The sequence below is a fragment of the Serpentinimonas sp. SSL01 genome (assembly GCF_056323735.1).
Genome location: NZ_CM150487.1, coordinates 44,585 through 64,169 on the forward strand (window position 1 = coordinate 44,585; position 19,585 = coordinate 64,169).

Sequence of the window (19,585 nt, forward strand, 5' to 3'; positions counted from 1 at the left end):
CCTGTGGCCACCAACGCTGCCTCCCTAGCCCGAACCGGAAAGTACGCCGATTTGCGTCGGCGGCTGTTCTTTTTGCTGGGCGCGCTGATCGTCTACCGCATCGGGGCGCACATCCCTGTGCCGGGCATCGATCCAGACCAACTGGCGCAGTTGTTCCAAGGCCAGGCGGGCAACATCCTGAACCTGTTCAACATGTTCACGGGTGGCTCGCTGCAGCGCTTTGCCGTCTTTGCCTTGGGCATCATGCCCTACATCTCGGCCGCGATCATCATCCAGCTGCTCACCTACGTGGTGCCGTCGCTGATCGCGCTGCGCAAAGAAGGCGAGGCCGGCAAGCGCAAGATCACGCAGTACACCCGCTACAGCACGCTGGCGCTGGCGATTTTCCAGTCCTTTGGCATTGCGCTCGCTCTCGAGGGCATGCCGGGCATGGTGGTCGATCCTGGGTTCGCCTTTCGCTTCACGGCGGTGGTGAGCTTGGTGGCTGGCACCATGTTCCTGATGTGGCTGGGCGAGCAGATCACCGAGCGCGGCGTCGGCAACGGCATTTCGATGCTGATCTTTGCCGGCATCGTGGCCGGTTTGCCGAGTGCCATGGGCGGGCTGACCGAGCTGGTGCGCACCGGCGCGATGGGCATTCTGTCGGCCATCTTCATCCTGTTGCTGGTGGTGGCGGTGACCTACTTCGTGGTCTATGTGGAGCGTGGGCAGCGCAAGGTGCTGGTCAATTACGCCCGGCGCCAAGTGGGCAACAAGGTCTATGGTGGCCAGTCGTCGCACCTGCCGCTCAAGCTCAACATGGCCGGCGTGATCCCGCCGATTTTTGCCTCCTCGATCATTTTGCTGCCGGCCACCTTGGTGACTTGGTTCAGCGCCGATCAGGGCATGGACTGGTTGCGCGACATGGCCGGCGCGCTCTCGCCTGGGCAGCCGATCTACATTGCGCTCTATGCCGCCGCGATCATCTTCTTTTGTTTCTTCTACACCGCGCTGGTATTCAACAGCCGCGAAACCGCAGACAACCTGAAGAAGAGCGGTGCCTTCATCCCGGGCATCCGCCCAGGGGATCAGACCGCCCGCCACATCGACAAGATCTTGGGCCGCCTGACGCTGGTGGGTGCGCTCTACATCACGGCGGTGTGTTTGCTGCCCGAGTTCCTGATCCTGTATTACAACGTTCCGTTCTACTTTGGTGGCACCTCGCTGCTGATCATCGTGATTGTGACCATGGACTTCTGGACCCAGGTGCAAAATTACATGATGTCTGAGCAGTACGAGTCCTTGCTCAAGAAATCCAGTTTCAAGGGCGCCCCCGGGGTCTGATATGTCCAAAGACGATGTCATCGAGATGCAGGGCGAGGTGGTGGAGAATTTGCCCAACGCCACCTTCCGCGTCAAGCTTGAAAACGGCCACGTCGTGCTCGGGCACATATCCGGCAAGATGCGCATGCACTACATCCGCATCCTGCCTGGCGACAAGGTCAAGGTGGAGCTCACGCCCTACGACCTCACACGGGCGCGGATCGTGTTCCGCAGCAAATAGTTTTTCTAGAATTTCGTTCAGGAGTAAGACATGAGAGTTTCGGCTTCGGTCAAAAAAATGTGCCGCAACTGCAAGATCATTCGTCGTCATGGCGTGGTGCGGGTTATCTGCACCGACCCACGGCACAAGCAGCGTCAAGGCTGATTCGATTAGAGGACCATCATGGCACGTATCGCTGGTATCAACATTCCGCCGCAAAAGCACGCCGAAATCGGCCTGACGGCGATCTTTGGCATCGGGCGCACCCGCGCACGGCAGATTTGCGAGGCCTGTGGCATCGCATACTCGAAAAAGATCAAAGAGCTTTCCGACGCCGAACTGGAAAAGGTTCGTGAAGCGGTCAACACCCTGACCATCGAGGGCGATTTGCGCCGCGAAACCACGATGAACATCAAGCGTTTGATGGACATCGGTTGCTATCGCGGTTTCCGCCATCGGCGCGGTCTGCCGGTGCGCGGCCAGCGTACCAAGACCAACGCCCGCACCCGCAAGGGCCCGCGCAAGGCTGCCCAGTCGCTGAAGAAATAACCGCCCACAAGGACAACCGCTATGGCCAAGCCCCAAGCCTCCAACGCCGCCGCCCGCGTGCGCAAAAAAGTTCGCAAGAACATCTCCGACGGCATTGCCCACGTGCACGCTTCGTTCAACAACACCATCATCAACATCACCGACCGCCAAGGCAACTCGCTGTCGTGGGCGTCGTCGGGTGGTCAGGGTTTCAAGGGCTCGCGCAAATCGACCCCCTTCGCAGCCCAGGTGGCGTCCGAAGTGGCTGGCCGCGCGGCCATCGAGCAAGGCATCAAAAACCTCGACGTCGAAATCAAGGGCCCGGGCCCGGGTCGCGAATCCTCGGTGCGCGCATTGGGCGCCCTAGGGATCCGCATCAACTCGATCGCCGACGTGACCCCGGTGCCGCACAACGGCTGCCGCCCGCAAAAGCGCCGCCGCATCTGAGTTCGGCCTAAAACCTTAGCGCCGCCTCAAGCCTTAGCGCTTGACCTAGAGCCTGCTGTATTGCTATAATCTGCGGCTCTTTGTTTGGGCCACTGCAAACCTTTGCGGTGGCATTTTCGTTTCAAGCCCACCGCCGTGGCCCTGAAAGGGTGCGGCTCCCGCTCAAGGCTGTAAGGCTGTGGGCGGCAGATAGATCAAGGAAAATCACGTGGCACGTTACCTCGGCCCCAAGGCCAAACTCTCCCGCCGTGAAGGCACCGATCTGTTGCTCAAGAGCGCGCGGCGCTCGATCAGCGACAAGGCCAAGTTCGACTCCAAGCCCGGCCAGCACGGCCGCACCTCGGGTCAGCGCACTTCCGACTTCGGTCTGCAGCTGCGCGAAAAGCAAAAAGTCAAGCGCATGTACGGTGTGCTCGAGCGCCAGTTCCGGCGCTACTTCGCCGAAGCCGACCGCCGCCGTGGCAACACCGGCACCAACCTGCTCGGCCTGCTCGAATCGCGCCTCGACAACGTGGTGTTTCGCATGGGCTTTGCCTCGACCCGCGCCGAAGCGCGCCAACTGGTCTCGCACAAGGCGGTGTTGGTGAATGGCCAGAGCTGCAACATCCCGTCGGCACTGGTCAAATCGGGTGATGTGGTGTCGGTGCGCGAAAAATCGCGCAACCAGAACCGCGTCAAAGAGGCGCTGGAGCTCGCCAAACAGATCGGTTTCCCCGCATGGGTTGAGGTCGCGGTCGAAAAGGCCGAGGGCACCTTCAAGAAAGTGCCGGACCGCGACGAGTTCGCCGCCGACATCAACGAATCGCTGATCGTCGAACTGTATTCGCGCTAATCTGTGGTTTGAAACCATATCCGAGCCCGAGCGCCGCATTCAGCTGGCGTTCGGGATTTTGTACTCCAGCAGCCTTATCGGTGTAACGAGCCGAGGGTATTGAAGGAAGTCCGAATGCTTAACAATCTTCTGAAACCCAAGAACATTCAAGTCGAGCACCTCGGCCCCAACCACGCCGAAGTCACGCTCGAGCCCTTTGAGCGCGGCTATGGCCACACGCTGGGCAACGCGCTGCGCCGGGTGTTGTTGGCTTCGATGGTCGGCCACGCTCCCACCGAGGTCACCATCTCGGGTGTGTTGCATGAGTTTTCTTCGATCGACGGCGTGCAAGAAGACACTGTTGACATGCTGCTCAACCTCAAAGGCGTGGTGTTCAAGCTCCACGGCCGCGACGAAGTCACCTTGAGCCTGCGCAAAGAGGTCGAAGGCCTGGTCACAGCGGGCGACATCCAGACCCCGCACGACGTGGAAATCCTGAATCCGCAGCACCCCATCGCCACCCTGAGCGCGGGCACCAAGCTCGACATGCAGATCAAGGTCGAGAAGGGCCGCGGCTACGTGCCCGGCAACCTGCGCCGTGGCGAGGACAGCACGCGCTCGATCGGCCGAATTTTGCTCGATGCCTCTTTTTCGCCGGTCAAGCGCGTCAGCTACGCGGTGGAAAACGCCCGCGTCGAGCAGCGCACCGACCTCGACAAGTTGGTGCTGGACATCGAAACCAACGGTGCCGTGGCGCCCGAGGAAGCGGTGCGCGCCGCAGCCAAGATTCTGGTCGAGCAGCTGGCGGTTTTTGCCCAGCTGGCCGGCGACGAGTCGTCCGACTTTGGCGCCTCGCCCAGCCGCGCTTCGCAGCAGTTTGACCCGATTTTGCTGCGCCCGGTCGATGAGCTCGAGCTCACGGTGCGCTCGGCCAACTGCCTCAAGGCCGAAAACATCTACTACATCGGTGACCTGATCCAGCGCACCGAAAACGAGCTGCTCAAAACCCCCAACCTGGGTCGCAAGTCGCTCAACGAAATCAAGGAAGTGCTGGCTTCGCGCGGCTTGACGCTGGGCATGAAGCTGGAGAGCTGGCCGCCCGCTGGGCTGGACAAGCACTGAACCCACTGCTTAACCCTCACCCTCAACGCCCCTGACCCCTCGCAGTACCTGATCCGGCTGCGGGCAAACCACAAAGGAAACCACCATGCGTCACGGACACGGACTTCGCAAACTCAACCGCACCACCAGCCACCGGCTGGCCATGCTGCGCAACATGATGAACTCGCTGCTCACGCACGAAGCGATTCAAACCACCTTGCCCAAGGCCAAAGAGCTGCGCCGCGTGGTCGAGCCCATGATCACCTTGGCCAAAGTGCCGACGGTGGCCAACCGCCGCTTGGCTTTTGACCGCCTGCGCGACCGCGACGTGGTGGTTAAGCTGTTCGACGTGCTCGGCCCGCGCTTCAACGCCCGTCCGGGTGGCTACACGCGCATCCTCAAAACCGGGTATCGCGTCGGCGACAACGCCCCGATGGCCCTGATCGAGCTGGTCGATCGCGGCGATGCAGAAACCACCAAAGAAGAACAAGCTTCTGCCGACAAAACGCAGTAAGCGTGCTAGAATACATGTCTTGACGCGGAGTGGAGCAGCCTGGTAGCTCGTTGGGCTCATAACCCAAAGGTCGCAAGTTCAAATCTTGCCTCCGCAACCAAAACCTCAATCAACCCTGTGGGCTTAATGGCTTGCAGGGTTTTTTGTTTTGGGCAAGGCGGGCTGCGCTCAGAGGCGGGTGCCGCTGCCCAATTTGCTCGGGCTGCGGCAGCTGCGCTCACAACGTGAGGTTGCGCTTGCCGACCAAAGCGATGCGCAGGCGGGTCGAAACCCAGTCGATCAGCGCCACGGTGAGCAAGATCATCAGGACGATGAAAGCCACCTGATCCCACTCGAAAGTGCGGATGCGCTCGGCCAAGAACAGGCCGATGCCGCCAGCGCCGACGATGCCGATGATGGTGGCCGAGCGGGTGTTGGATTCGAAGAAATACAAAACTTGGCTGATCAACACCGGCAGCACCTGGGGCACGATGCCAAAGCGCAGCGCGTGCAGCCGCGAACCCCCGCTGGACAACACGCCTTCGCTGGCCTTGCGCTCAACGGCTTCAATCGTCTCCGAGTAGAGCTTGGTGAACGAGCCGATGTCGCTGGTCATGATGGCCAGCACGCCGGCAAAGGGGCCCAGTCCGACGACGTTGATCCAGATCAGCGCCCAGATCAGCGTGTCCACGCCGCGGATCGTGTCGGCCGAGCGGCGCGTGAGCCAGCGCACGAAGGCGTTGACGGTGGTGTTGCGCGCGGCCAGGAAACCGAGCGGGAAAGAGATTAGCGCCGCCAGCAAAGTGCCCAAGAAGGCGATGGCCACGGTTTCGGCCAGCGCCTCGAGCAGGCGGTCGAATTGCGTGCCGGGCGAGGGGGGCACCATCAGGCTCAAAAAGGTGCCGAGCTGCACCAAGCCGGCGCCCAGTTGGGAGAGCGAGACGTCGAGGCGCAGCAGCGCAAACAAAGCCAGCCCGGCCATGGCGCTGACCACCAGCGCCGTGATCCATTTCTCACGCCCCGAGCCCGCAATCAGCGCCGCGTGGCGCTGCCGGATCGCTGGGCTAAGTTGCAAATTTTGCGACGGCTTCATTTCCCGTGCTCCAGCGAAATCAGGCGGTGGCGGATGCGCTCCGACACCAGGTCGATCGACACCACCGTGAGGACGATCAGCAGCAGGATGGCCGAGACGTCGGGGTAGTGAAAACCGCGAATGGCCTCGAGCAGATCTTGCCCGATCCCGCCCGCGCCCACAAAACCCATGACCGAGGCGCCGCGCACGTTGATCTCGAAGCGCAACAGGGCGTAGCTGGCAAAGTTGGACAGCACCTGCGGCACGACGGCGTAGCGGATGGCCTGCCAGCGCGTGGCGCCGGTGGCGATCGCGCCCTCAACGGGTTGCATGTCGATGTTTTCCACCACCTCGGCAAACAGCTTGCCGAGCGCGCCGGTGGTCGAGATCATGATCGCCAGCACGCCGGGCAGTGGGCCGAGCCCAAAGGCCACGACGAAAATGAGCGCAAACACCAGGTCGGGCACCGTGCGGCAAAACTCGAGCAGGCGGCGCATGAAAAAGCGCTGCGAGGGGTTGATCGCGAGGTTGGCGGTGGCGGCAAAGCACAAGAAGAAGGCCGCGATGGTGCCAAACAGGGTGCCGAGGTAGGCGATCAGCAGCGTGTCCCAGAGCAAGTCCAGCCAGCGTGGCCAGCCCCAGAACCATTCGGCCACATCGGTGAACACCAGTTCGCCATTGGCCAAATGAAATATGCGGTAGAAATAGCTGGTCAGATGACCGAGATTGGCCCAGAGTTTGGCCAAATCGACTTCGGCCACGTAACCGGCGGTCAGCACCAGCAGCAGCAAGATCAGCAGGCCCCAGGCGGACGAGCGGGCTTTGGCCGCCTGCTGGGTGCGGTAGCTTGCGGAGAGGGCGGCGACTTGCGCCGCGGGCAGGCGTGCGAGTGAGCTCATCGTGAGGGTGCGCTTTCCGGTGGGCTCAGGGCTGGGTTATGAAAGGGCGGTCGGCGGCCTGCCGCTGCGCCCACGGAACCCGTGGGCGCAGGCGACAGGCGTGCAGCGCGCGGTTGGAAAGCGCGCGATCAGGAGGCGCGTTGGGCGCGCTCGCGGCGCAGCCGGTCAACAAAGGCGCCCACTGTGGGTCTTGCTGATCCTGAGGCAAGGTGGTGATGCAGGCGCCGACAAATGCTTCTGCCTCTTCGCGGTTCGCAGCCTCAAGTTCGATCGCCGTAGGATCAGAGGTCAGAATGCGAATCATCGACTCGACCTGAAGTTGCCTTCCAATGAGCGCCCCAGCAGGATCGAACGCCGGTTGAGTTGCGAGCCGGTAGTCCTCCAGAGACCCCTGCAGATCACGAACACCCCGGGGCGTGAGTCCCGTTAGCCGACCGAACCACACTGCGACTGCCGGAGAGTGCTCCATCCACTGAAGCAGATCCTCTGCGTCAAAGGCCAGTACGCGTCGCCAGAATTTTTCGTCACTGCGGGCTTGCGCCCATGCCGCTTTGCCCGGCCAGGTACGGGGGGTTGCAAACACGAAGGTCGTACTTGCCCGATCGATACCGACGGAATTTTTCGTGCGCTTTTCGTAGTCTTCATCCGCCTTGGCTTTGATGTCTCTGTTGGTGCCAAGCTCCCAGACAGAGAGGCCTTCGGGCAAACCGGCCTTAGTTGTCGCGTTGTCGAGCTGGCCGTCGTAGCCCTGGTACCTTACTGCTTCATCTGCAGGAAAATTGATGACGCGCGGCGTGCGGAGCGCGGCCCACAACAAAAGGCGAACCAGCCGTGGAAATTCGGCTGGGGTCGTGTAGCGACTTGCCCAAACATTCAAATGCTCGGCGGGTATCAAAACGTACATGTTGCCCTTTCTTGGCCCATGTGGGGATGAGCTCATGAAGCTAAATCTGGGGTCAGACTACGGGTTTCCTCCAATGCAAGGATGCTGGCCAGTTTGAAACGCTCATATCAGCCGCTGCAGCGCTCGTTTTAAGGGCTCAAGGTCTTGGGCCACCACGCTCCAGATCACATCCAAGTCGAGCCCCAGGTAGTCGTGCACCACCAAGTTCCTGAAGCCCGAGATGGAGCGCCAAGGAATATCGCTTGCATTGGCTTTGGCTGCAGCGCTCAATCGCTGGCTGGACTCGGCCATGACTTGCAAGTTGCGCACCACGGCGTCTTGAATCAGCTGTGAGCTGCGAAACTGGAGCCCGCCCCCAGCCGTGTAGCTTTGCACGCGTGCTATGCACTCGAGCATGTGGGCGAGGTACACCCGATCCGACTCTGGGCTGGGCTTCATCCTAGGCGCACAGCCTCTTGCAAAATGCGTTCGCGCAGCATGGGGTGGAGCGCGTTGCGTGTTACCAAGCCCACCTTGCGTCCCAAAATATCTTGCGCATCCATTTGCAAGGCCCCTAGCTGGAACCCAGAAAGCCCGCAGGCATCGTCAATCAGCAGGTCCACATCGCTGTGCGGGCCGGCGTCGCCACGGGCCATGGAGCCAAAAACGGACAAGCCGCCGATGCCGTAGCGGCGCACCAGTGCGAGCAGTTCTGGGCGGTGGGCTTGAAGGAGCGCGTCCATGGCTGGGAACAAAATAGGTGAGGAAGCGCCGGATCATCCTCGTGGGGCTGGCTCAGCGGACTCCATGTCCCGCTGCTAGGGCCTTGCGACCCCGGTGGGTAAATGTCCCCACCAACCTTCGGTGTCCGGCGCACCTTCAGCATCTGCCAGGAGATTTTGCCGCCAGCCCTTGGCACCAGTATAGCGTAGGGTGGGGCCGTGGCGGGGAGCGAAACGCACCAAGCCTTGCTGAGTGTAATCCAATGGATTACACTCAATCATGCGCGAGACTCTGCACGGCATCGCCGAACTGCCTAGCTACATCCGACTGGCCGAAAAGCTCTTGTCTGAGCAAGAGAGGCAGGACTTGCTCGCCTACCTGGCCGTACACCCCAAGGCGGGTGACATCATGGAAGGCACGGGTGGTGTGCGCAAGCTGCGCTGGCGGCGGGGTGGTCAGGGCAAAAGTGGCGGCGTGCGCGTGATCTACTACTTCCATGATGAGCTCATGCCGCTGTATCTGCTCACGCTCTTTGCCAAAGGCGACAAGGCCAATCTGAGCAAGGCCGAGCGCAACGAGTTGGCCGATTTGGTCGATGCCTTGGTGGGCATCTGGAAAGAAAGGACGCAGCCATGAGTGCGGCATTTGACAGCATCAAACAGGGTTTGCAAGAGGCGATTGCCCATGCCAAGGGGGAGGGCAGCGGCGTGCGTGAGCACCGCCCGCGCGCGGTGGACGTGAAGGCGGTGCGCGCCAAGGTGGGCATGACCCAAGAGCAGTTTGCAGCGCGTTTCGGTTTTTCGGCGGCAACCTTGCGCCACTGGGAACGAGGCGATCGCTCGCCACACGGCCCGGCGTTGGTGTTGCTCAATGTGATTGAGCGCAACCCGCAGGCCGTGATCGAGGCCTTGGCTAGGTGATGGGCCATCGGAGTTCGGGCCAAGCCTTGGTTTCAGTATAGCCACAGCCAGATTGAGGCTCATCGGTGTGGTTCCCACAACGCCTCAAAATCAAACGACAACTGGCGCTGGTGGCGAATCGAGAGCAAGTACACCGTGTCCTCGATGCGCGCATACAGCAGCAGATGGTGTGTCAGCACGTACTCGCGCAACTCGCCGTCGGTGGCCAGCGAACCCAGTTGCTCTGCCAGCCGAGCCATGCCGTTGGCCACCTCTACAGACCGGACTGGGCGCTGCAAAAATAAACGCCCAAGGCCCGGAAAGCGCTCTAGGTTGGGGATGACCGTGTCGGTCAACTCGTCTAGCAAGGCATCAAAGGCGTGAGGCGCTTGCGCTTGCAGCAAAAAATCTTGCAGCTCCAGCAGATTGCGTTCAAAGTTGGCACTCAGTTTGACGCGGGCAAGTGGGCTCACGGGTCGCTTGGCCGTTCAGTTGGCAACGGTGGCTGCACGCCCATGCTTGATCGCGGCCAGGGTGCTGCGGGCGTCTGTAACTTGGCCTGCGGCCACATCGGCCAAGCCACGGCTGGCTTGGTCGATGAGCAGCAGATGGATGCGTTCACGTTCCAACTGGTGGTAGTGATCCAAGCGCCGGGAGTCGATGAGGGCGACGTAGCTTTCACCGTTCTTGGTGATGATCTTTTCGGCGCCGGCTTTGACTTGATCCGCCAGCTCGGACAGCGTGGCCCGGGCTTGCGACAGTGTGATGACGTCGCGTGCAGTAATCGCCATGGGGGGCTCCTGTTGCGTTGATGTACGTCATTCTAGTCATGAAGCTGTACATTGGGGCGGGTGTTCTGGCACAGTGTACAAAAACATCCACAATTCGAATACAATCGAATCATGGAAGACTCGCACGCAGCATCCTGCTTTGCCGCGCTGGCGCACCCGGCGCGTTTGCGCGTTTTCCGCGCCTTGGTGGTGGCGGGGGCTGATGGCCTGACGCCCGGTGTGTTGGCCCAGTCGCTGGCGCTGCCGGCGGCCACGCTCTCCTTTCATTTGAAGGAGCTGATGCACACCGGCTTGGTGTGCGCGCAGCGCAGCGGGCGCCACATCCATTACCGGGCCGAGCTCGAGCGCATGAACGCGCTGCTGAGCTACTTGAGTGAAAACTGCTGTCAGGGGCAGGGCTGTCTGGCCCCGTCGAATCTTTTGTGCACGCTGCCAGAGCCGCAACATGACTAAACCAAACCCCATTTTGCTCCCCGTGCGGGTGCTTTTTTTGTGCACCCACAACTCGGCACGCAGCATCTTGGCCGAAGCCTGCCTGAACCACTGGGGGCGCGGGCGCTGGCAGGCTTTTTCGGCCGGCAGCAGCCCGCGGCCGGGGCAGCAGCCCCATGCGCTGGCGCTGGCGGCCTTGCAGGAGGCTGGCATCGACACGGCGGGCTTGCGCAGCAAAAACTGGGACGCATTTGCCGGCCCAAAGGCGCAGCCGATGGACCTGATCATCACCGTGTGCGACAACGCCGCTGGCGAGGTCTGCCCGATCTGGCCCGGGCATCCGGCCACGGCGCATTGGGCTTATGCCGATCCGTCCGAGGGCGAGGGCAGCCCGGAGCAGCGCCTGCAGCGATTTCGCAGCACCTTGCAGGCCATCAGCGGCCGCATTCAGGCACTGCTCGCTGCGCCACCCGCCGATCTCGAGGGCGAGCGGCTGGCGCAAACCGCGCGCCGCTTGGCGCAAGCATGAATCTGCAACCTTGACCCAGTTACCCTGAGAGCGCCGTTTATGTCTGAGCCTGTGCCACCGCCTTTGACGCCACCACTGCCGCAGCGCCTGCTGGCGGAGTTCGTGGGCACGCTGCTGCTGGTGTGCGCGGTGGTGGGTTCGGGCATCATGGCGCAGCACTTGGCGGCAGGCAATGTGGCGCTGATGCTGCTGGCCAATACCGTGGCCACGGTGTGCATTCTGTATGTGCTGATTCAAACCCTAGGGCCGATCAGCGGCGCGCATTTCAACCCGGTGGTGACGGCCGTTTTTGGTGCCGCCAACGGCTTGTCTTGGGGCCTGCGTCTGGCCTACGTGGGGGCGCAACTGAGCGGGGCCTTGGCCGGGGTGGTGCTGGCCAATCTGATGTTTGGGCACGCGCCGCTGGAGCTGGCGCAGCAGGTGCGCGGCGGGCCACCGATGTGGCTGGCCGAGCTGCTGGCCACGGCCGGTCTGGTGTTTGTGATCGGGCGCAGCTGCGCGCGCACGGCGCCGGCGCTGGTGGCGGCGTACATCGGCGCAGCGATGTGGTTCACGGCCTCGACGTCGCTGGCGAATCCGGCGGCAACTTTCGGGCGCATGTTCAGCGACAGCTTTGCCGGGGTGGCGCCGGCCTCGTTCCCGGCGCTGGTGCTGGCGCAGGTGGCCGGCGGGTTGCTGGGGGCGCTGTTGCTCAGGGCGCTGCGCGCGCCGACTCTTGGCAGCCAACCCATGCCGTAGCCGCGTACAAGCGATCAAATTCCGGATGGAGCAGGGCGGCTGTCTGCGCTCACTTGAGGTGAGCAGCCATGCGCGCCAGCAGCGCGCGCAAGCAGCCAAAGCGCACGCGCTCTTGCTCCAGCCGCAGCCGGGGCTGGAGCTGGTCGAAGCGCAGCGCGTCATAGACGGCGGCTTCGGCGGGTGTGAGGCGCGGCAGGTGGTGGCGCGCGGGCTCGGGCTCTGCGCCCCAGTGCGCGCGGTGGGCCAGCAGGGTGTCCATGTCCATGAGCATGGACGCGGCGTGCGGGAACTGGCCGCGCAGCTGGTCTAGGATGGCAAAGCCGTGGGTGTCGATGTCGCCCCAGTAGTGCAGCTGGCAGCGCTGCAGCCACGCGGCGCGGGCCAGCGCCTCCCAGCCGTAGCCGGCGCCAAAGACGACGAGGGCGCGTGGCAGCGCCGGGAAGGCGAGGAAGTTGGTCTCGTTTTCGGTGATGAAAACGCGCTCAACGGGCAAGGCCAAGGCCGCAAAGCTGGCGGCATCGAGGGTGATGTCGGGCAGGGCGGCGAGCGGCACGGCGGCTGGTGCTAAGGCTGCCGGGGCTTGGCAGCCCGGCAGGCTGGGCAACGCCGGGTCGAGCAGACGAAAGCGGATGCGCACGGGTTTGTCCAGAAAGCCGAAGCGGCGCGTGAACTGCGCCACGCCGCTGGCTTGGCTGTCGATGGCCTCGGGCGGCAGGGCCGCATCCAGCAGCTCGGTCAGCACGCCCCGATGGGCCTCGATGAACTTGCTGTCCACTCCGGGCACGTCGAGTTGGCGCAGGTACACGCCGGGGCGCGGGTGCGCTTGCAGCCAAGCCACCACGGCCAACAGGCGCGGCCAGCGCTCAATCAGCTCCAGCGCTTGGATGGGTCGGCGGCTCAGGTAGGCCAGAAGCGCCGGCTGCGCGCTGGCGGTCTGCTTCCACAGGGCCCTAAAGCCTTGGGCCTGACGCAGCTTGCCGATGAAGGCCAAGGCCTCGTGCAGGGTGTCGAGCCAGATGGCCGCCGGCAGCCGCTGCGCGCCTTGGACGCGGTGGTTCCAGTCGCGCCATTCGATGCGCAGCGGCGCGGTGTCGGCTAGCGCGCGCACCCAGTCGCGCACGGCCTCGAAGCGCTCGGACAGGTCGGCTGCGCTGGGGGCCTTCAGGTTTAGGCGCAGGGGCACCCAGCTGGAATCGGACACCGCCGCGCGCAGCAGCTCGCCGCGCTCCCACAGGCGTTGCACCTGGGCGCGCAGGTCGGCTGGGGTGGTCCAGTTCATGCCACCGCCCGGGCTTCGGCCCCGGCCAGCGCTTTCTGCGCTTGGTAGTCCTCGATCGACAGGCAGCGCAGGCGCGAGTCGCGCCCGCCTTCGTTGTGCACGAAGCCCACGCTCGAGACGAAGGGTTCGATGATGTGGATTTTTTGCAGCGGCGTGACGATCAGCAGTTGCAGGTTGAGCTGCTGGAACAGGCGCAACCCGTACTGCGCCGACTCGTCCGAGCCGCGCCCAAAAGCCTCGTCGATGACGACGAAGCGAAACGAGCGCGAACGCACCGCGCCCCACTCGAGCCCGAACTGGTAGGCCAAGCTCGCGGCCAGCACGGTGTAGGCCAGCTTCTCTTTTTGGCCGCCCGATTTGCCGCCCGAATCGGAGTAGTGCTCGTGCTCGGCGCCGTCGGCGCGCCAGCGCTCGCTGGCCGCAAACAAAAAGGCGTTGCGCACGTCGGTGACCTTGGCCGTCCAGCGCCGGTCGGCGTCCGACAGCCCTTCGCGGCCGCGGAAGCGGTCGATGATCGCCTTGACCTGCAAGAACTTGGCTTCGGAATACTGCTCGTCGCCCGAGCCGGTGAGCGTGCCCTCGGTGCAGGCGCGCAGGTCGCGCTGGAAGTCGCGGATTTCGGCGTCTGGGCTGGGCTGGGCCAGCAACAGGATGAAGCGCCCGGGGTTGTAGTCGATCGCCTCGAGCGACTGGTTGATGCGTGCCACGCGCTCTTTGATGGTCTCGCGCTGGCTGGCGAGGTGGGCGTTGAAGCTGGCGATCTGGTTGATGGTGTTGACGTTGAGCAGCTCTTTGAAGCGCGACTCGAAGCGCGGCAGGTCGTCGCTCTTCAAGCCGGTGAGCAGGCGCGCGTAGTCGGGCAGCGCCACCAAGGCCACGTCCACCTCGGCAGTTTCGGCTTTGAAGGCCTCTTTGAAGCCGCGCATGGCGTTGACGATGCGCTCGGTGAGCCGCGCCAGGCGCTTGTCCTCGGCGTCGATGCGGTCTTGCAGCCACTTGCGCAGCTCCTGTTCGCGGTGGTCGCAGGATTCAACCGAGAGCTGGTGCTCGCCCAAAGCGGCCGCGCGCCAGCCATGCAGGCGCTCGATCTGGGCTTCGGTCAGCGGCGCCTCGTGGCTGATGCGCTGCACTTGCTGGCGCAGCTCCAGCGCCGCCTCGTGCTTGCTCTTGAGCTCGCCTTGTTTGCCCAAGGTGTCGCGCCACTGGCGCTCGAGTTCGGCCAGCCGCTCGCGCACGGTTTTGAGCTGGCGCTCGAGCTCTTGCAAGGCGTTGGATGCGGCTTGCAGCCGCGCGCGCTCTTCGGCCAAGGCGGCCATCTGGCGCGCGGGGGCCATCCAGTCGATGTCGGCGTAGCGCGTGCAGTCTTCGAGCTTGAGCAGTGCATCCAGCCGGCCGCGCAGTTCGTCGCGCGCCTGTTTGATCGCGCCCAGCTCGTGCCCGAGTGCGGCCAGTTGCTGTTCCAGCCGCTGGCGCTGATCGCGCAAGGCGCGCAGCTTGTCGGCGTTGCTCCAGCCCAGCACGTAGCGGCTGCGGTCGTCGATGCGGCTGCGGTCGTCTTTCTCGTGGCGCCCGCTCGGGTCTTTGATCTGGCCGGCGCGGGTGATGGCGCGCGCTTCGCGGCGAAACTGCTCGCCGCTGTCGCAGCAAGCGACGTCGAAACGCTGGCGCAGTTCGTGCTCCAGCCATTCGTAGTGCGGCGAATCGGGCTTGAGCACGAGCTTGCGCACCAGCGACTGCGGCTGCAGCGCCGCACCCGGCACCGGCTTGCGCGCGCGCACATGAAAATAGACCAGCCGCGCGCCCAGATGCTGGCGCTCCACCCAGTCGGACACGGCCTTGTAGTGCGCGTCGGGCACCAGCAGCGCCAAGCCAAAGCCGCGCAGCAGCCGCTCGGCAGCACCCTCCCAATCGCGCTCGTCGTCGCGCACTTGGATGAGCTCGCCGGCGAAGGGCAGCTCGCCTTCGTCGATGGCCAGCGCCGCACACAGCGCGTCGCGGATGCGCACTTGGGCGGCGTCGATGTTGCTCTTGCGCCGCTGCAGGCTGTCGATCTCGCTCGACAAGTCGGTGTGCGCTTCGCGGCCCTTGCGGAACTCGTAGTCGCGCTCGCTCTCACGGTTTTTGAGCTCGGCGTCGGCATCGCGCAAGCCCTCGGCGCGCTGGGCAATGCGCTGCTGCAGGGCCATGAAGGCGGCTTCGTCGGCCGGCGCGGCCTCGTCGATGCGCGCCAGCAGGGCGTGGAAACGGTCGGCCTTGGTTTGGCGCAGCGCTTTGTCGGCCTCCAGGCGCCGGATCTCGGCCGCCAGTTCCTCGAGGCGGTCGCCGCCGTTGTCGCGCAGCGCGCGCTCCAGCCGGGCCACATCCACGCGCTCGGCCTCGCGCTGGGCCTCGAGGCGCTCGATCTGGGCGTCGATGCGGGCGGCGTCCTGCCCCAGCAGCTCGAGGCGGCGCTGCAGCAGCTCGCCCTTGAGCCGGGCAAAATAGGGCCGCAGTTGATCGCGGCCATCGCGCCAGCCCGCAATCTCGGCCAGCAGCGCTTGGTGGCGCTCGCCGTCTGCAACCAAGGGCGTGAGCAGCTCCACCTGCCGCTTGGCTTTGAGCACGGCTTGGTGCGCCTGATCGAGGTCGTCGAAATGGCGGATCAGCTCCTCGATGCGCTGCCCGGAGTCGAAGGGCTCGAGCATGTGGCTGCGCACGAAGTCGGTCAGGTTGCCCACCGACTTCATCGACACGGTCTGGTGAAACAGCTCCAGCGCCTGCTCGTGCTCGATGCCGAAGCGGCGCCTGAACCAAGCGCCGTAGGGTGGAAAGCTGTCGTGCAGCTCGCAGCCGCTGGCGCGCAGGCGCTTGCGCAGGGCGCCGATGTCGCTGCCAAAGCCGCTGAAGTCGGCCGCTATGGACAGCGCCCGTTCGGCGGCCACGTACAGGCGCGCGGGCTGGCCTTGGGGGTCTTTGAGCCAGAACACTTGGGCCAGCGTCACGGCTTGGTCGTAGCCCTCGTTGCGAAACACGCCCAACACCACGGAAAAGCTCGAGGCGTCGCGCAGCGCCACCGGGCGGGCGCTGCCGGTGAGCTCGTTGCGTTCGCTCTTGTAGTGGCCCAGCACGTAGGAGCGCAAGGAGCGCTCGCGCGCCTCGGCGCCGGCGGCCTTGTTGTAGGCCACGCGCTGCCCCGGCACCAGCAAGGTGGTGATGGCATCGACTAGGGTGGATTTGCCGGAGCCGATGTCGCCCGTGAGCAAGCCGTTGCGCCCGCCCAGTTCGTAGCGCCAGACGCGCTGGTCGAAGGTGCCCCAGTTGAGCACCTCGAGCCGCTGCAGCCTGAAGCCCACCCGGCTGTCGTCGGCGACAAAGTCCAGCCCCGGTGTGGCGCTATCAAGCATCGCTGCCCCCCGGTTGGGCGGCTTTGCCAGCCGCAGCCGCCGACGGCGTGGCCAGCGCGGTGCGATAACCCTCGAGGCGGGCGTCGAACTCGGCCAGCCACTGCGCATCGACAAAGGCTTTGAGGATGCGCCGCACCTCGTAGTGGCCGCGGTCGGGCGCGCTGGCGGCAGCGGGCTTGAGGCGGCGCACAAAACCCAGATCGAGCACCTTGGCGATAGTCGAGTCCACCTGATCGATCAGCCGGGCTTCGTTGCTGCCGTCGGGCAGGAACACGCGCATCAGCTCGGCAATCTCGTCGCGCGTGAGCACCAGCCGGGTGTCGCCGGCGCTGGCGTCGAACTCGGCCATGCGCTTGCGCAGCAGCGCCAGCATCAGGCTGACCGGATACGAAAGCGGGCGGCGCGCCACCAGCCGGGGCAGGCGCGGCGCGTCTTCAGACTCGTCCGGGTCGGCGCGCCCTTTGAGGAAGGCATAGCCCTCGGCCTCGTCGAGCAGCAGATCGAGCAGCAGCACGGCGGCCTGCTCGCGCACCCGGGCTTGCAAGCGCAGCAGGCTGGCCCAGAGGCGCTCGTCGTCGTCGCGGTAGAGCACGCCTTTGAGCAGGTGCACCATGAGCTGCGACAGCTCGGGCGCGGTGGGCGGCGCGTTGCTTGCTGCTTCAGGGGTTGCTGCGGTGTCGGGCGGCTCGGTGTGCATGGGCGGCAAGGTTCGGCGGTCGTGGGCTTGCAGTAGAGGGGTCATTGGTAGGGGCTCGCAGGCGTGCAGCTTTTAGCGCGTAAAGATCACGCGCGGCAAGCGCGCTGCGCGGGTGACGCTTTGGCCAGCGGCGTTGCGGGCCTGCCAAGCGATCGGTTCGGTCACGCTTTCATCGACGAGGGCCCGCAGCCCATCGAGCGCGCTGCCGTCGGGCGGCGCATGCACCAGCTCGAGGTAGGCCACCAGCTCGGCCAAGCCGCGCTGCAGCGGCGCGGTTTGCAGCAAATCGCGCAGCGTGACTTGCGGCTGGTGGCGCAGCGCCTGCACGATGGCCGAGCGCAGGCGCGCTTTGTCCACCACGAACTGCTCGAACAGGCGCGCGGTGTCGATCTCGGCCTCGAAGCCCTCCAGCGCCACATCGGCCAAGCGCGGCTTGACGCTGGGCGTGAACAGCGGGCGCTCGAACGGCAGCTCCACGCCCGCCCCCATGGCGTCGATGTGCATCAGCGTGCCCGTGGGGGCGGCGCTGCGCAGCGCCAGCGCCTTGCTCTCGATGCCGTGCAGCAGGTCGAGGATGCGGCGGTTTTCCAGAAAGGCGCGGTCGTCCAGAAAGCGCCGCAGCTGCTGCGACAGCTGCGCCACCGTGCGCTGCGTGTGTTCGCCGGCCTCCAGCCAGTCGTGGTGCACGCGCCGCGTGCGCGGCTCGGGCTTGAGCGCGGCCACGGCGGGCAGCGCCAGCACCTGATCGAGCCGCTCGGACAGCTGCTCTTGGCGCTGGCTGGACATGAGGAAATCCCAAAAGGCGCGCAGGCTGCGGCCTTGGTCGGAGTCGGCGATGGCGTCGCGCTCGCCCATGATCTGCTCCAGCAGCGCCCCCTTGCTGCCCTCCCAGAGCGCGATTTTTTCGCGCACCTGGCGGTCAAGCTGGCGAAAGTTGTGCTCCACCTCGCGAAAATCGGCCAGCAGCTCGCGCGCCACCTGCTGGAACTGCTGGAAGCGGTCTTTGACCGCGGTGTCGTCCAGCAGCGGCAGCTCGCCCGCCTGCACCCGGGCGATTTCGGCATCGAGCGCGTCGCGCTTGGCGCGCAGATCGTCCACGCGCTTGACCGGGTCGGCTTCGGTGCCGGCGCTGATCTGCTCGAGCAGCGCAAACAGGGTGAGCAAGCGCGATTCGGTGCCGACAAAGGCGCGCTCGCTCAGCTGCCCCAGCCAAGCGATGGCTTTTTCGGTGGCCGGCGTGAGGTCAAACTGCGCCTCGTCGGTGCCCGGCTTGTAGAACTTGCGCAGCCAGCCCTTGTCGGGCGCGGCCCAGTCGTTCAAGTAATCCAGCGCGCCCTTGGGGTAGGCCTCGGGCCCCAGCTGCTCACGCAAGGCGTAAAGCTCGTCTTCCAGCGCCTCGGCCAGATCGGCGGCGTTCATCAGGCGCACGTTGGGCAGCACGAACACCCGGTGCAAAAAACCCGCCACCAGCGGCGCGTGCGCCGACGCCAGCAGCCGCCAAGCGGGGTGGCGCTCGCGCAGGGCGCTCAGGGTGTGGTGGTCCATGGGCCGGGGGGTGTGGCTGAGCCCGGTGGCTAGCGTGGGTTTTGCAGGGGGGGCTAAAGGGCGGGGTGGCCGCGTAGTTTATCCGGGGCTATGGGGGTCGAGCGCGCGTGCCGGGTGCGCGACAGGGGCAGGCTAATCAGCGATGGCGGCAGATGGCCCCTACGCCAGCGTGCAGCTACTCGTAGTGCGTCCACATGCGCAACACTTTGACTATTTTGGACTCTGGCAGCACTTGGTACACCAGCCGATGTTGAATGTTGATGCGCCGCGAATACGCTCCCGACAGATCGCCTACCAGCTTTTCAAGCGGTGGCGGGCTGCGAAAGGGGTCGTCTTTGAGCAGCACGAGCAATGCTTGGGCCTTGCCTTTGAGGCCGCTGGCTGCAATTTTCTGGGCGTCTTTGAGTGCGTGCTTGGTGTAAACGACCTTCCAGCTCACCAGTCCAACTCCTGGACGCAGGCCTCTGGGGCCTGATCCATGCCTTCCTTGATGGACTCACGCATACCTGGCACGGCGAGCAAGTACAGCGTTTCTTGGATGGCCTGCCAGTCTTGGGCGGAAATCAGCACGGCGTCAGAGTGCTTGCCGGTGATGGCGATGGGCTGATGCGACTCGGCTGCCTGATCCATGAGGCGGTACAGGTTGGCGCGTGCTTGGCTTGCGGTGAGTGTGTGCATGATAGGCTCCGGTCGCGCAAAGCGTACGCCAAATGATACGTTTGGTCAAGCGGAAAATCTGCGAGTCGAATCACGGCGCCCAAAGGAAAACCGGGCTTCAGGCCAAGATTTATCCAGCAAGCGAGTCGGTGGGTT

The 19,585-nt window shown here is 64.5% G+C and carries 26 protein-coding genes and 1 tRNA gene; 14 read left to right on the plus strand and 13 right to left on the minus strand.

Annotation, left to right across the window (positions count from 1 at the left end; genetic code table 11):
• Positions 1-3 precede the first annotated feature (3 nt).
• The 9 genes from secY to ACVMK0_RS00260 all read left to right on the plus strand — a co-directional run bounded on the left by secY (position 4) and on the right by ACVMK0_RS00260 (position 5,023).
• Positions 4-1,323, plus strand: a complete 1,320-nt coding sequence (gene secY / locus ACVMK0_RS00220) for a preprotein translocase subunit SecY (protein WP_476463909.1) — start codon at positions 4-6, stop codon at positions 1,321-1,323.
• A 1-nt stretch (position 1,324) separates the two neighbouring features.
• The gene (gene infA, locus ACVMK0_RS00225; protein ID WP_029461331.1) at positions 1,325-1,543 is read left to right on the plus strand and encodes a translation initiation factor IF-1; all 219 of its coding nucleotides are present in this window, start codon (positions 1,325-1,327) and stop codon (positions 1,541-1,543) included.
• Between the two features lie 30 nt (positions 1,544-1,573).
• Positions 1,574-1,687 carry a 50S ribosomal protein L36 gene (gene rpmJ / locus ACVMK0_RS00230; protein ID WP_072242940.1) on the plus strand — a complete coding sequence of 38 codons (114 nt, stop codon included), beginning with the start codon at positions 1,574-1,576 and terminating at the stop codon, positions 1,685-1,687.
• 18 nt (positions 1,688-1,705) lie between these two features.
• A complete protein-coding gene (gene rpsM / locus ACVMK0_RS00235) occupies positions 1,706-2,071 on the plus strand; it encodes a 30S ribosomal protein S13 (protein ID WP_045534206.1) in 366 nt (121 codons plus the stop codon).
• Between the two features lie 21 nt (positions 2,072-2,092).
• Positions 2,093-2,497 carry a 30S ribosomal protein S11 gene (rpsK, locus tag ACVMK0_RS00240; protein ID WP_045534211.1) on the plus strand — a complete coding sequence of 135 codons (405 nt, stop codon included), beginning with the start codon at positions 2,093-2,095 and terminating at the stop codon, positions 2,495-2,497.
• Between the two features lie 208 nt (positions 2,498-2,705).
• Complete coding sequence (gene rpsD / locus ACVMK0_RS00245; RefSeq protein WP_045534215.1) at positions 2,706-3,329, plus strand: 30S ribosomal protein S4; 624 nt, start codon at positions 2,706-2,708, stop codon at positions 3,327-3,329.
• Positions 3,330-3,443: 114 nt separating this feature from the next.
• Positions 3,444-4,430 carry a DNA-directed RNA polymerase subunit alpha gene (locus ACVMK0_RS00250; RefSeq protein WP_250960653.1) on the plus strand — a complete coding sequence of 329 codons (987 nt, stop codon included), beginning with the start codon at positions 3,444-3,446 and terminating at the stop codon, positions 4,428-4,430.
• An 85-nt stretch (positions 4,431-4,515) separates the two neighbouring features.
• Positions 4,516-4,923: a 50S ribosomal protein L17 gene (gene rplQ / locus ACVMK0_RS00255; RefSeq protein ID WP_045534224.1), complete on the plus strand. Its 408-nt coding sequence runs from the start codon at positions 4,516-4,518 to the stop codon at positions 4,921-4,923.
• Positions 4,924-4,946: 23 nt separating this feature from the next.
• Positions 4,947-5,023: transfer RNA gene (locus ACVMK0_RS00260), tRNA-Met, on the plus strand.
• 117 nt (positions 5,024-5,140) lie between these two features.
• Here ACVMK0_RS00260 and phnE (ACVMK0_RS00265) read toward each other — a convergent pair.
• From phnE (ACVMK0_RS00265) to ACVMK0_RS00285, 5 genes are all read right to left on the minus strand, one after another.
• Positions 5,141-5,995, minus strand: coding sequence for a phosphonate ABC transporter, permease protein PhnE (phnE, locus tag ACVMK0_RS00265; RefSeq protein ID WP_250960655.1), 855 nt, complete (start codon positions 5,993-5,995; stop codon positions 5,141-5,143).
• The gene (phnE, locus tag ACVMK0_RS00270; RefSeq protein ID WP_250960656.1) at positions 5,992-6,873 is read right to left on the minus strand and encodes a phosphonate ABC transporter, permease protein PhnE; all 882 of its coding nucleotides are present in this window, start codon (positions 6,871-6,873) and stop codon (positions 5,992-5,994) included. Before phnE (ACVMK0_RS00270) ends, phnE (ACVMK0_RS00265) begins: the two co-directional genes overlap by 4 nt.
• A gap of 25 nt (positions 6,874-6,898) precedes the next feature.
• Entirely contained in the window at positions 6,899-7,777 is an 879-nt protein-coding gene (locus ACVMK0_RS00275; protein ID WP_476463910.1) for a hypothetical protein, read from the minus strand.
• A 102-nt stretch (positions 7,778-7,879) separates the two neighbouring features.
• The gene (locus tag ACVMK0_RS00280) at positions 7,880-8,215 is read right to left on the minus strand and encodes a HepT-like ribonuclease domain-containing protein (RefSeq protein WP_250960670.1); all 336 of its coding nucleotides are present in this window, start codon (positions 8,213-8,215) and stop codon (positions 7,880-7,882) included.
• On the minus strand, positions 8,212-8,499 hold the full coding sequence (locus ACVMK0_RS00285) for a nucleotidyltransferase family protein (RefSeq protein ID WP_250960671.1): 288 nt from the start codon (positions 8,497-8,499) through the stop codon (positions 8,212-8,214). The genes ACVMK0_RS00280 and ACVMK0_RS00285 overlap by 4 nt, the downstream gene beginning before the upstream one ends.
• 259 nt (positions 8,500-8,758) lie before the next feature.
• On the opposite strand from ACVMK0_RS00285, the gene ACVMK0_RS00290 reads away from it, so the two are divergent.
• Both ACVMK0_RS00290 and ACVMK0_RS00295 read left to right on the plus strand, forming a co-directional pair.
• The gene (locus tag ACVMK0_RS00290; RefSeq protein ID WP_476463911.1) at positions 8,759-9,115 is read left to right on the plus strand and encodes a type II toxin-antitoxin system RelE/ParE family toxin; all 357 of its coding nucleotides are present in this window, start codon (positions 8,759-8,761) and stop codon (positions 9,113-9,115) included.
• A complete protein-coding gene (locus tag ACVMK0_RS00295) occupies positions 9,112-9,399 on the plus strand; it encodes a helix-turn-helix domain-containing protein (protein ID WP_250960673.1) in 288 nt (95 codons plus the stop codon). The genes ACVMK0_RS00290 and ACVMK0_RS00295 overlap by 4 nt, the downstream gene beginning before the upstream one ends.
• Before the next feature lie 59 nt (positions 9,400-9,458).
• Here the strand turns inward: ACVMK0_RS00295 and ACVMK0_RS00300 are convergent, their stop codons facing one another.
• The gene (locus tag ACVMK0_RS00300) at positions 9,459-9,851 is read right to left on the minus strand and encodes a type II toxin-antitoxin system RelE/ParE family toxin (RefSeq protein ID WP_250960674.1); all 393 of its coding nucleotides are present in this window, start codon (positions 9,849-9,851) and stop codon (positions 9,459-9,461) included.
• 15 nt (positions 9,852-9,866) lie between these two features.
• Positions 9,867-10,169 carry a type II toxin-antitoxin system Phd/YefM family antitoxin gene (locus ACVMK0_RS00305; RefSeq protein WP_250960675.1) on the minus strand — a complete coding sequence of 101 codons (303 nt, stop codon included), beginning with the start codon at positions 10,167-10,169 and terminating at the stop codon, positions 9,867-9,869.
• Positions 10,170-10,280: 111 nt separating this feature from the next.
• Here ACVMK0_RS00305 and ACVMK0_RS00310 point away from each other — a divergent pair, with 111 nt between their 5' ends.
• From ACVMK0_RS00310 to ACVMK0_RS00320, 3 genes are read left to right on the plus strand one after another with little or no spacing between them, the layout of a single operon-like run.
• Positions 10,281-10,622 carry an ArsR/SmtB family transcription factor gene (locus ACVMK0_RS00310; protein WP_045534226.1) on the plus strand — a complete coding sequence of 114 codons (342 nt, stop codon included), beginning with the start codon at positions 10,281-10,283 and terminating at the stop codon, positions 10,620-10,622.
• Positions 10,615-11,130 carry an arsenate reductase ArsC gene (locus ACVMK0_RS00315; RefSeq protein ID WP_250960676.1) on the plus strand — a complete coding sequence of 172 codons (516 nt, stop codon included), beginning with the start codon at positions 10,615-10,617 and terminating at the stop codon, positions 11,128-11,130. Before ACVMK0_RS00310 ends, ACVMK0_RS00315 begins: the two co-directional genes overlap by 8 nt.
• 39 nt (positions 11,131-11,169) lie before the next feature.
• Entirely contained in the window at positions 11,170-11,868 is a 699-nt protein-coding gene (locus ACVMK0_RS00320) for an aquaporin (RefSeq protein ID WP_476463912.1), read from the plus strand.
• Positions 11,869-11,917: 49 nt separating this feature from the next.
• Here ACVMK0_RS00320 and ACVMK0_RS00325 read toward each other — a convergent pair whose 3' ends face one another.
• From ACVMK0_RS00325 to ACVMK0_RS00350, 6 genes are all read right to left on the minus strand, one after another.
• Positions 11,918-13,147, minus strand: a complete 1,230-nt coding sequence (locus ACVMK0_RS00325; protein WP_476463913.1) for a DUF3322 domain-containing protein — start codon at positions 13,145-13,147, stop codon at positions 11,918-11,920.
• The gene (locus ACVMK0_RS00330) at positions 13,144-16,530 is read right to left on the minus strand and encodes an ATP-binding protein (RefSeq protein WP_476463914.1); all 3,387 of its coding nucleotides are present in this window, start codon (positions 16,528-16,530) and stop codon (positions 13,144-13,146) included. The genes ACVMK0_RS00325 and ACVMK0_RS00330 overlap by 4 nt, the downstream gene beginning before the upstream one ends.
• Positions 16,523-17,143 (minus strand): DUF4194 domain-containing protein, encoded by a 621-nt coding sequence (locus ACVMK0_RS00335; RefSeq protein WP_476464702.1) that lies wholly within the window; start codon positions 17,141-17,143, stop codon positions 16,523-16,525. Before ACVMK0_RS00335 ends, ACVMK0_RS00330 begins: the two co-directional genes overlap by 8 nt.
• Positions 17,144-17,299: 156 nt before the next feature.
• Positions 17,300-18,772, minus strand: a complete 1,473-nt coding sequence (locus ACVMK0_RS00340) for a DUF3375 domain-containing protein (RefSeq protein WP_476463915.1) — start codon at positions 18,770-18,772, stop codon at positions 17,300-17,302.
• Positions 18,773-18,947: 175 nt separating this feature from the next.
• Complete coding sequence (locus ACVMK0_RS00345; RefSeq protein WP_045534238.1) at positions 18,948-19,211, minus strand: Txe/YoeB family addiction module toxin; 264 nt, start codon at positions 19,209-19,211, stop codon at positions 18,948-18,950.
• A complete protein-coding gene (locus ACVMK0_RS00350) occupies positions 19,208-19,450 on the minus strand; it encodes a type II toxin-antitoxin system Phd/YefM family antitoxin (protein ID WP_045534240.1) in 243 nt (80 codons plus the stop codon). The genes ACVMK0_RS00345 and ACVMK0_RS00350 overlap by 4 nt, the downstream gene beginning before the upstream one ends.
• Positions 19,451-19,585 lie beyond the last annotated feature (135 nt).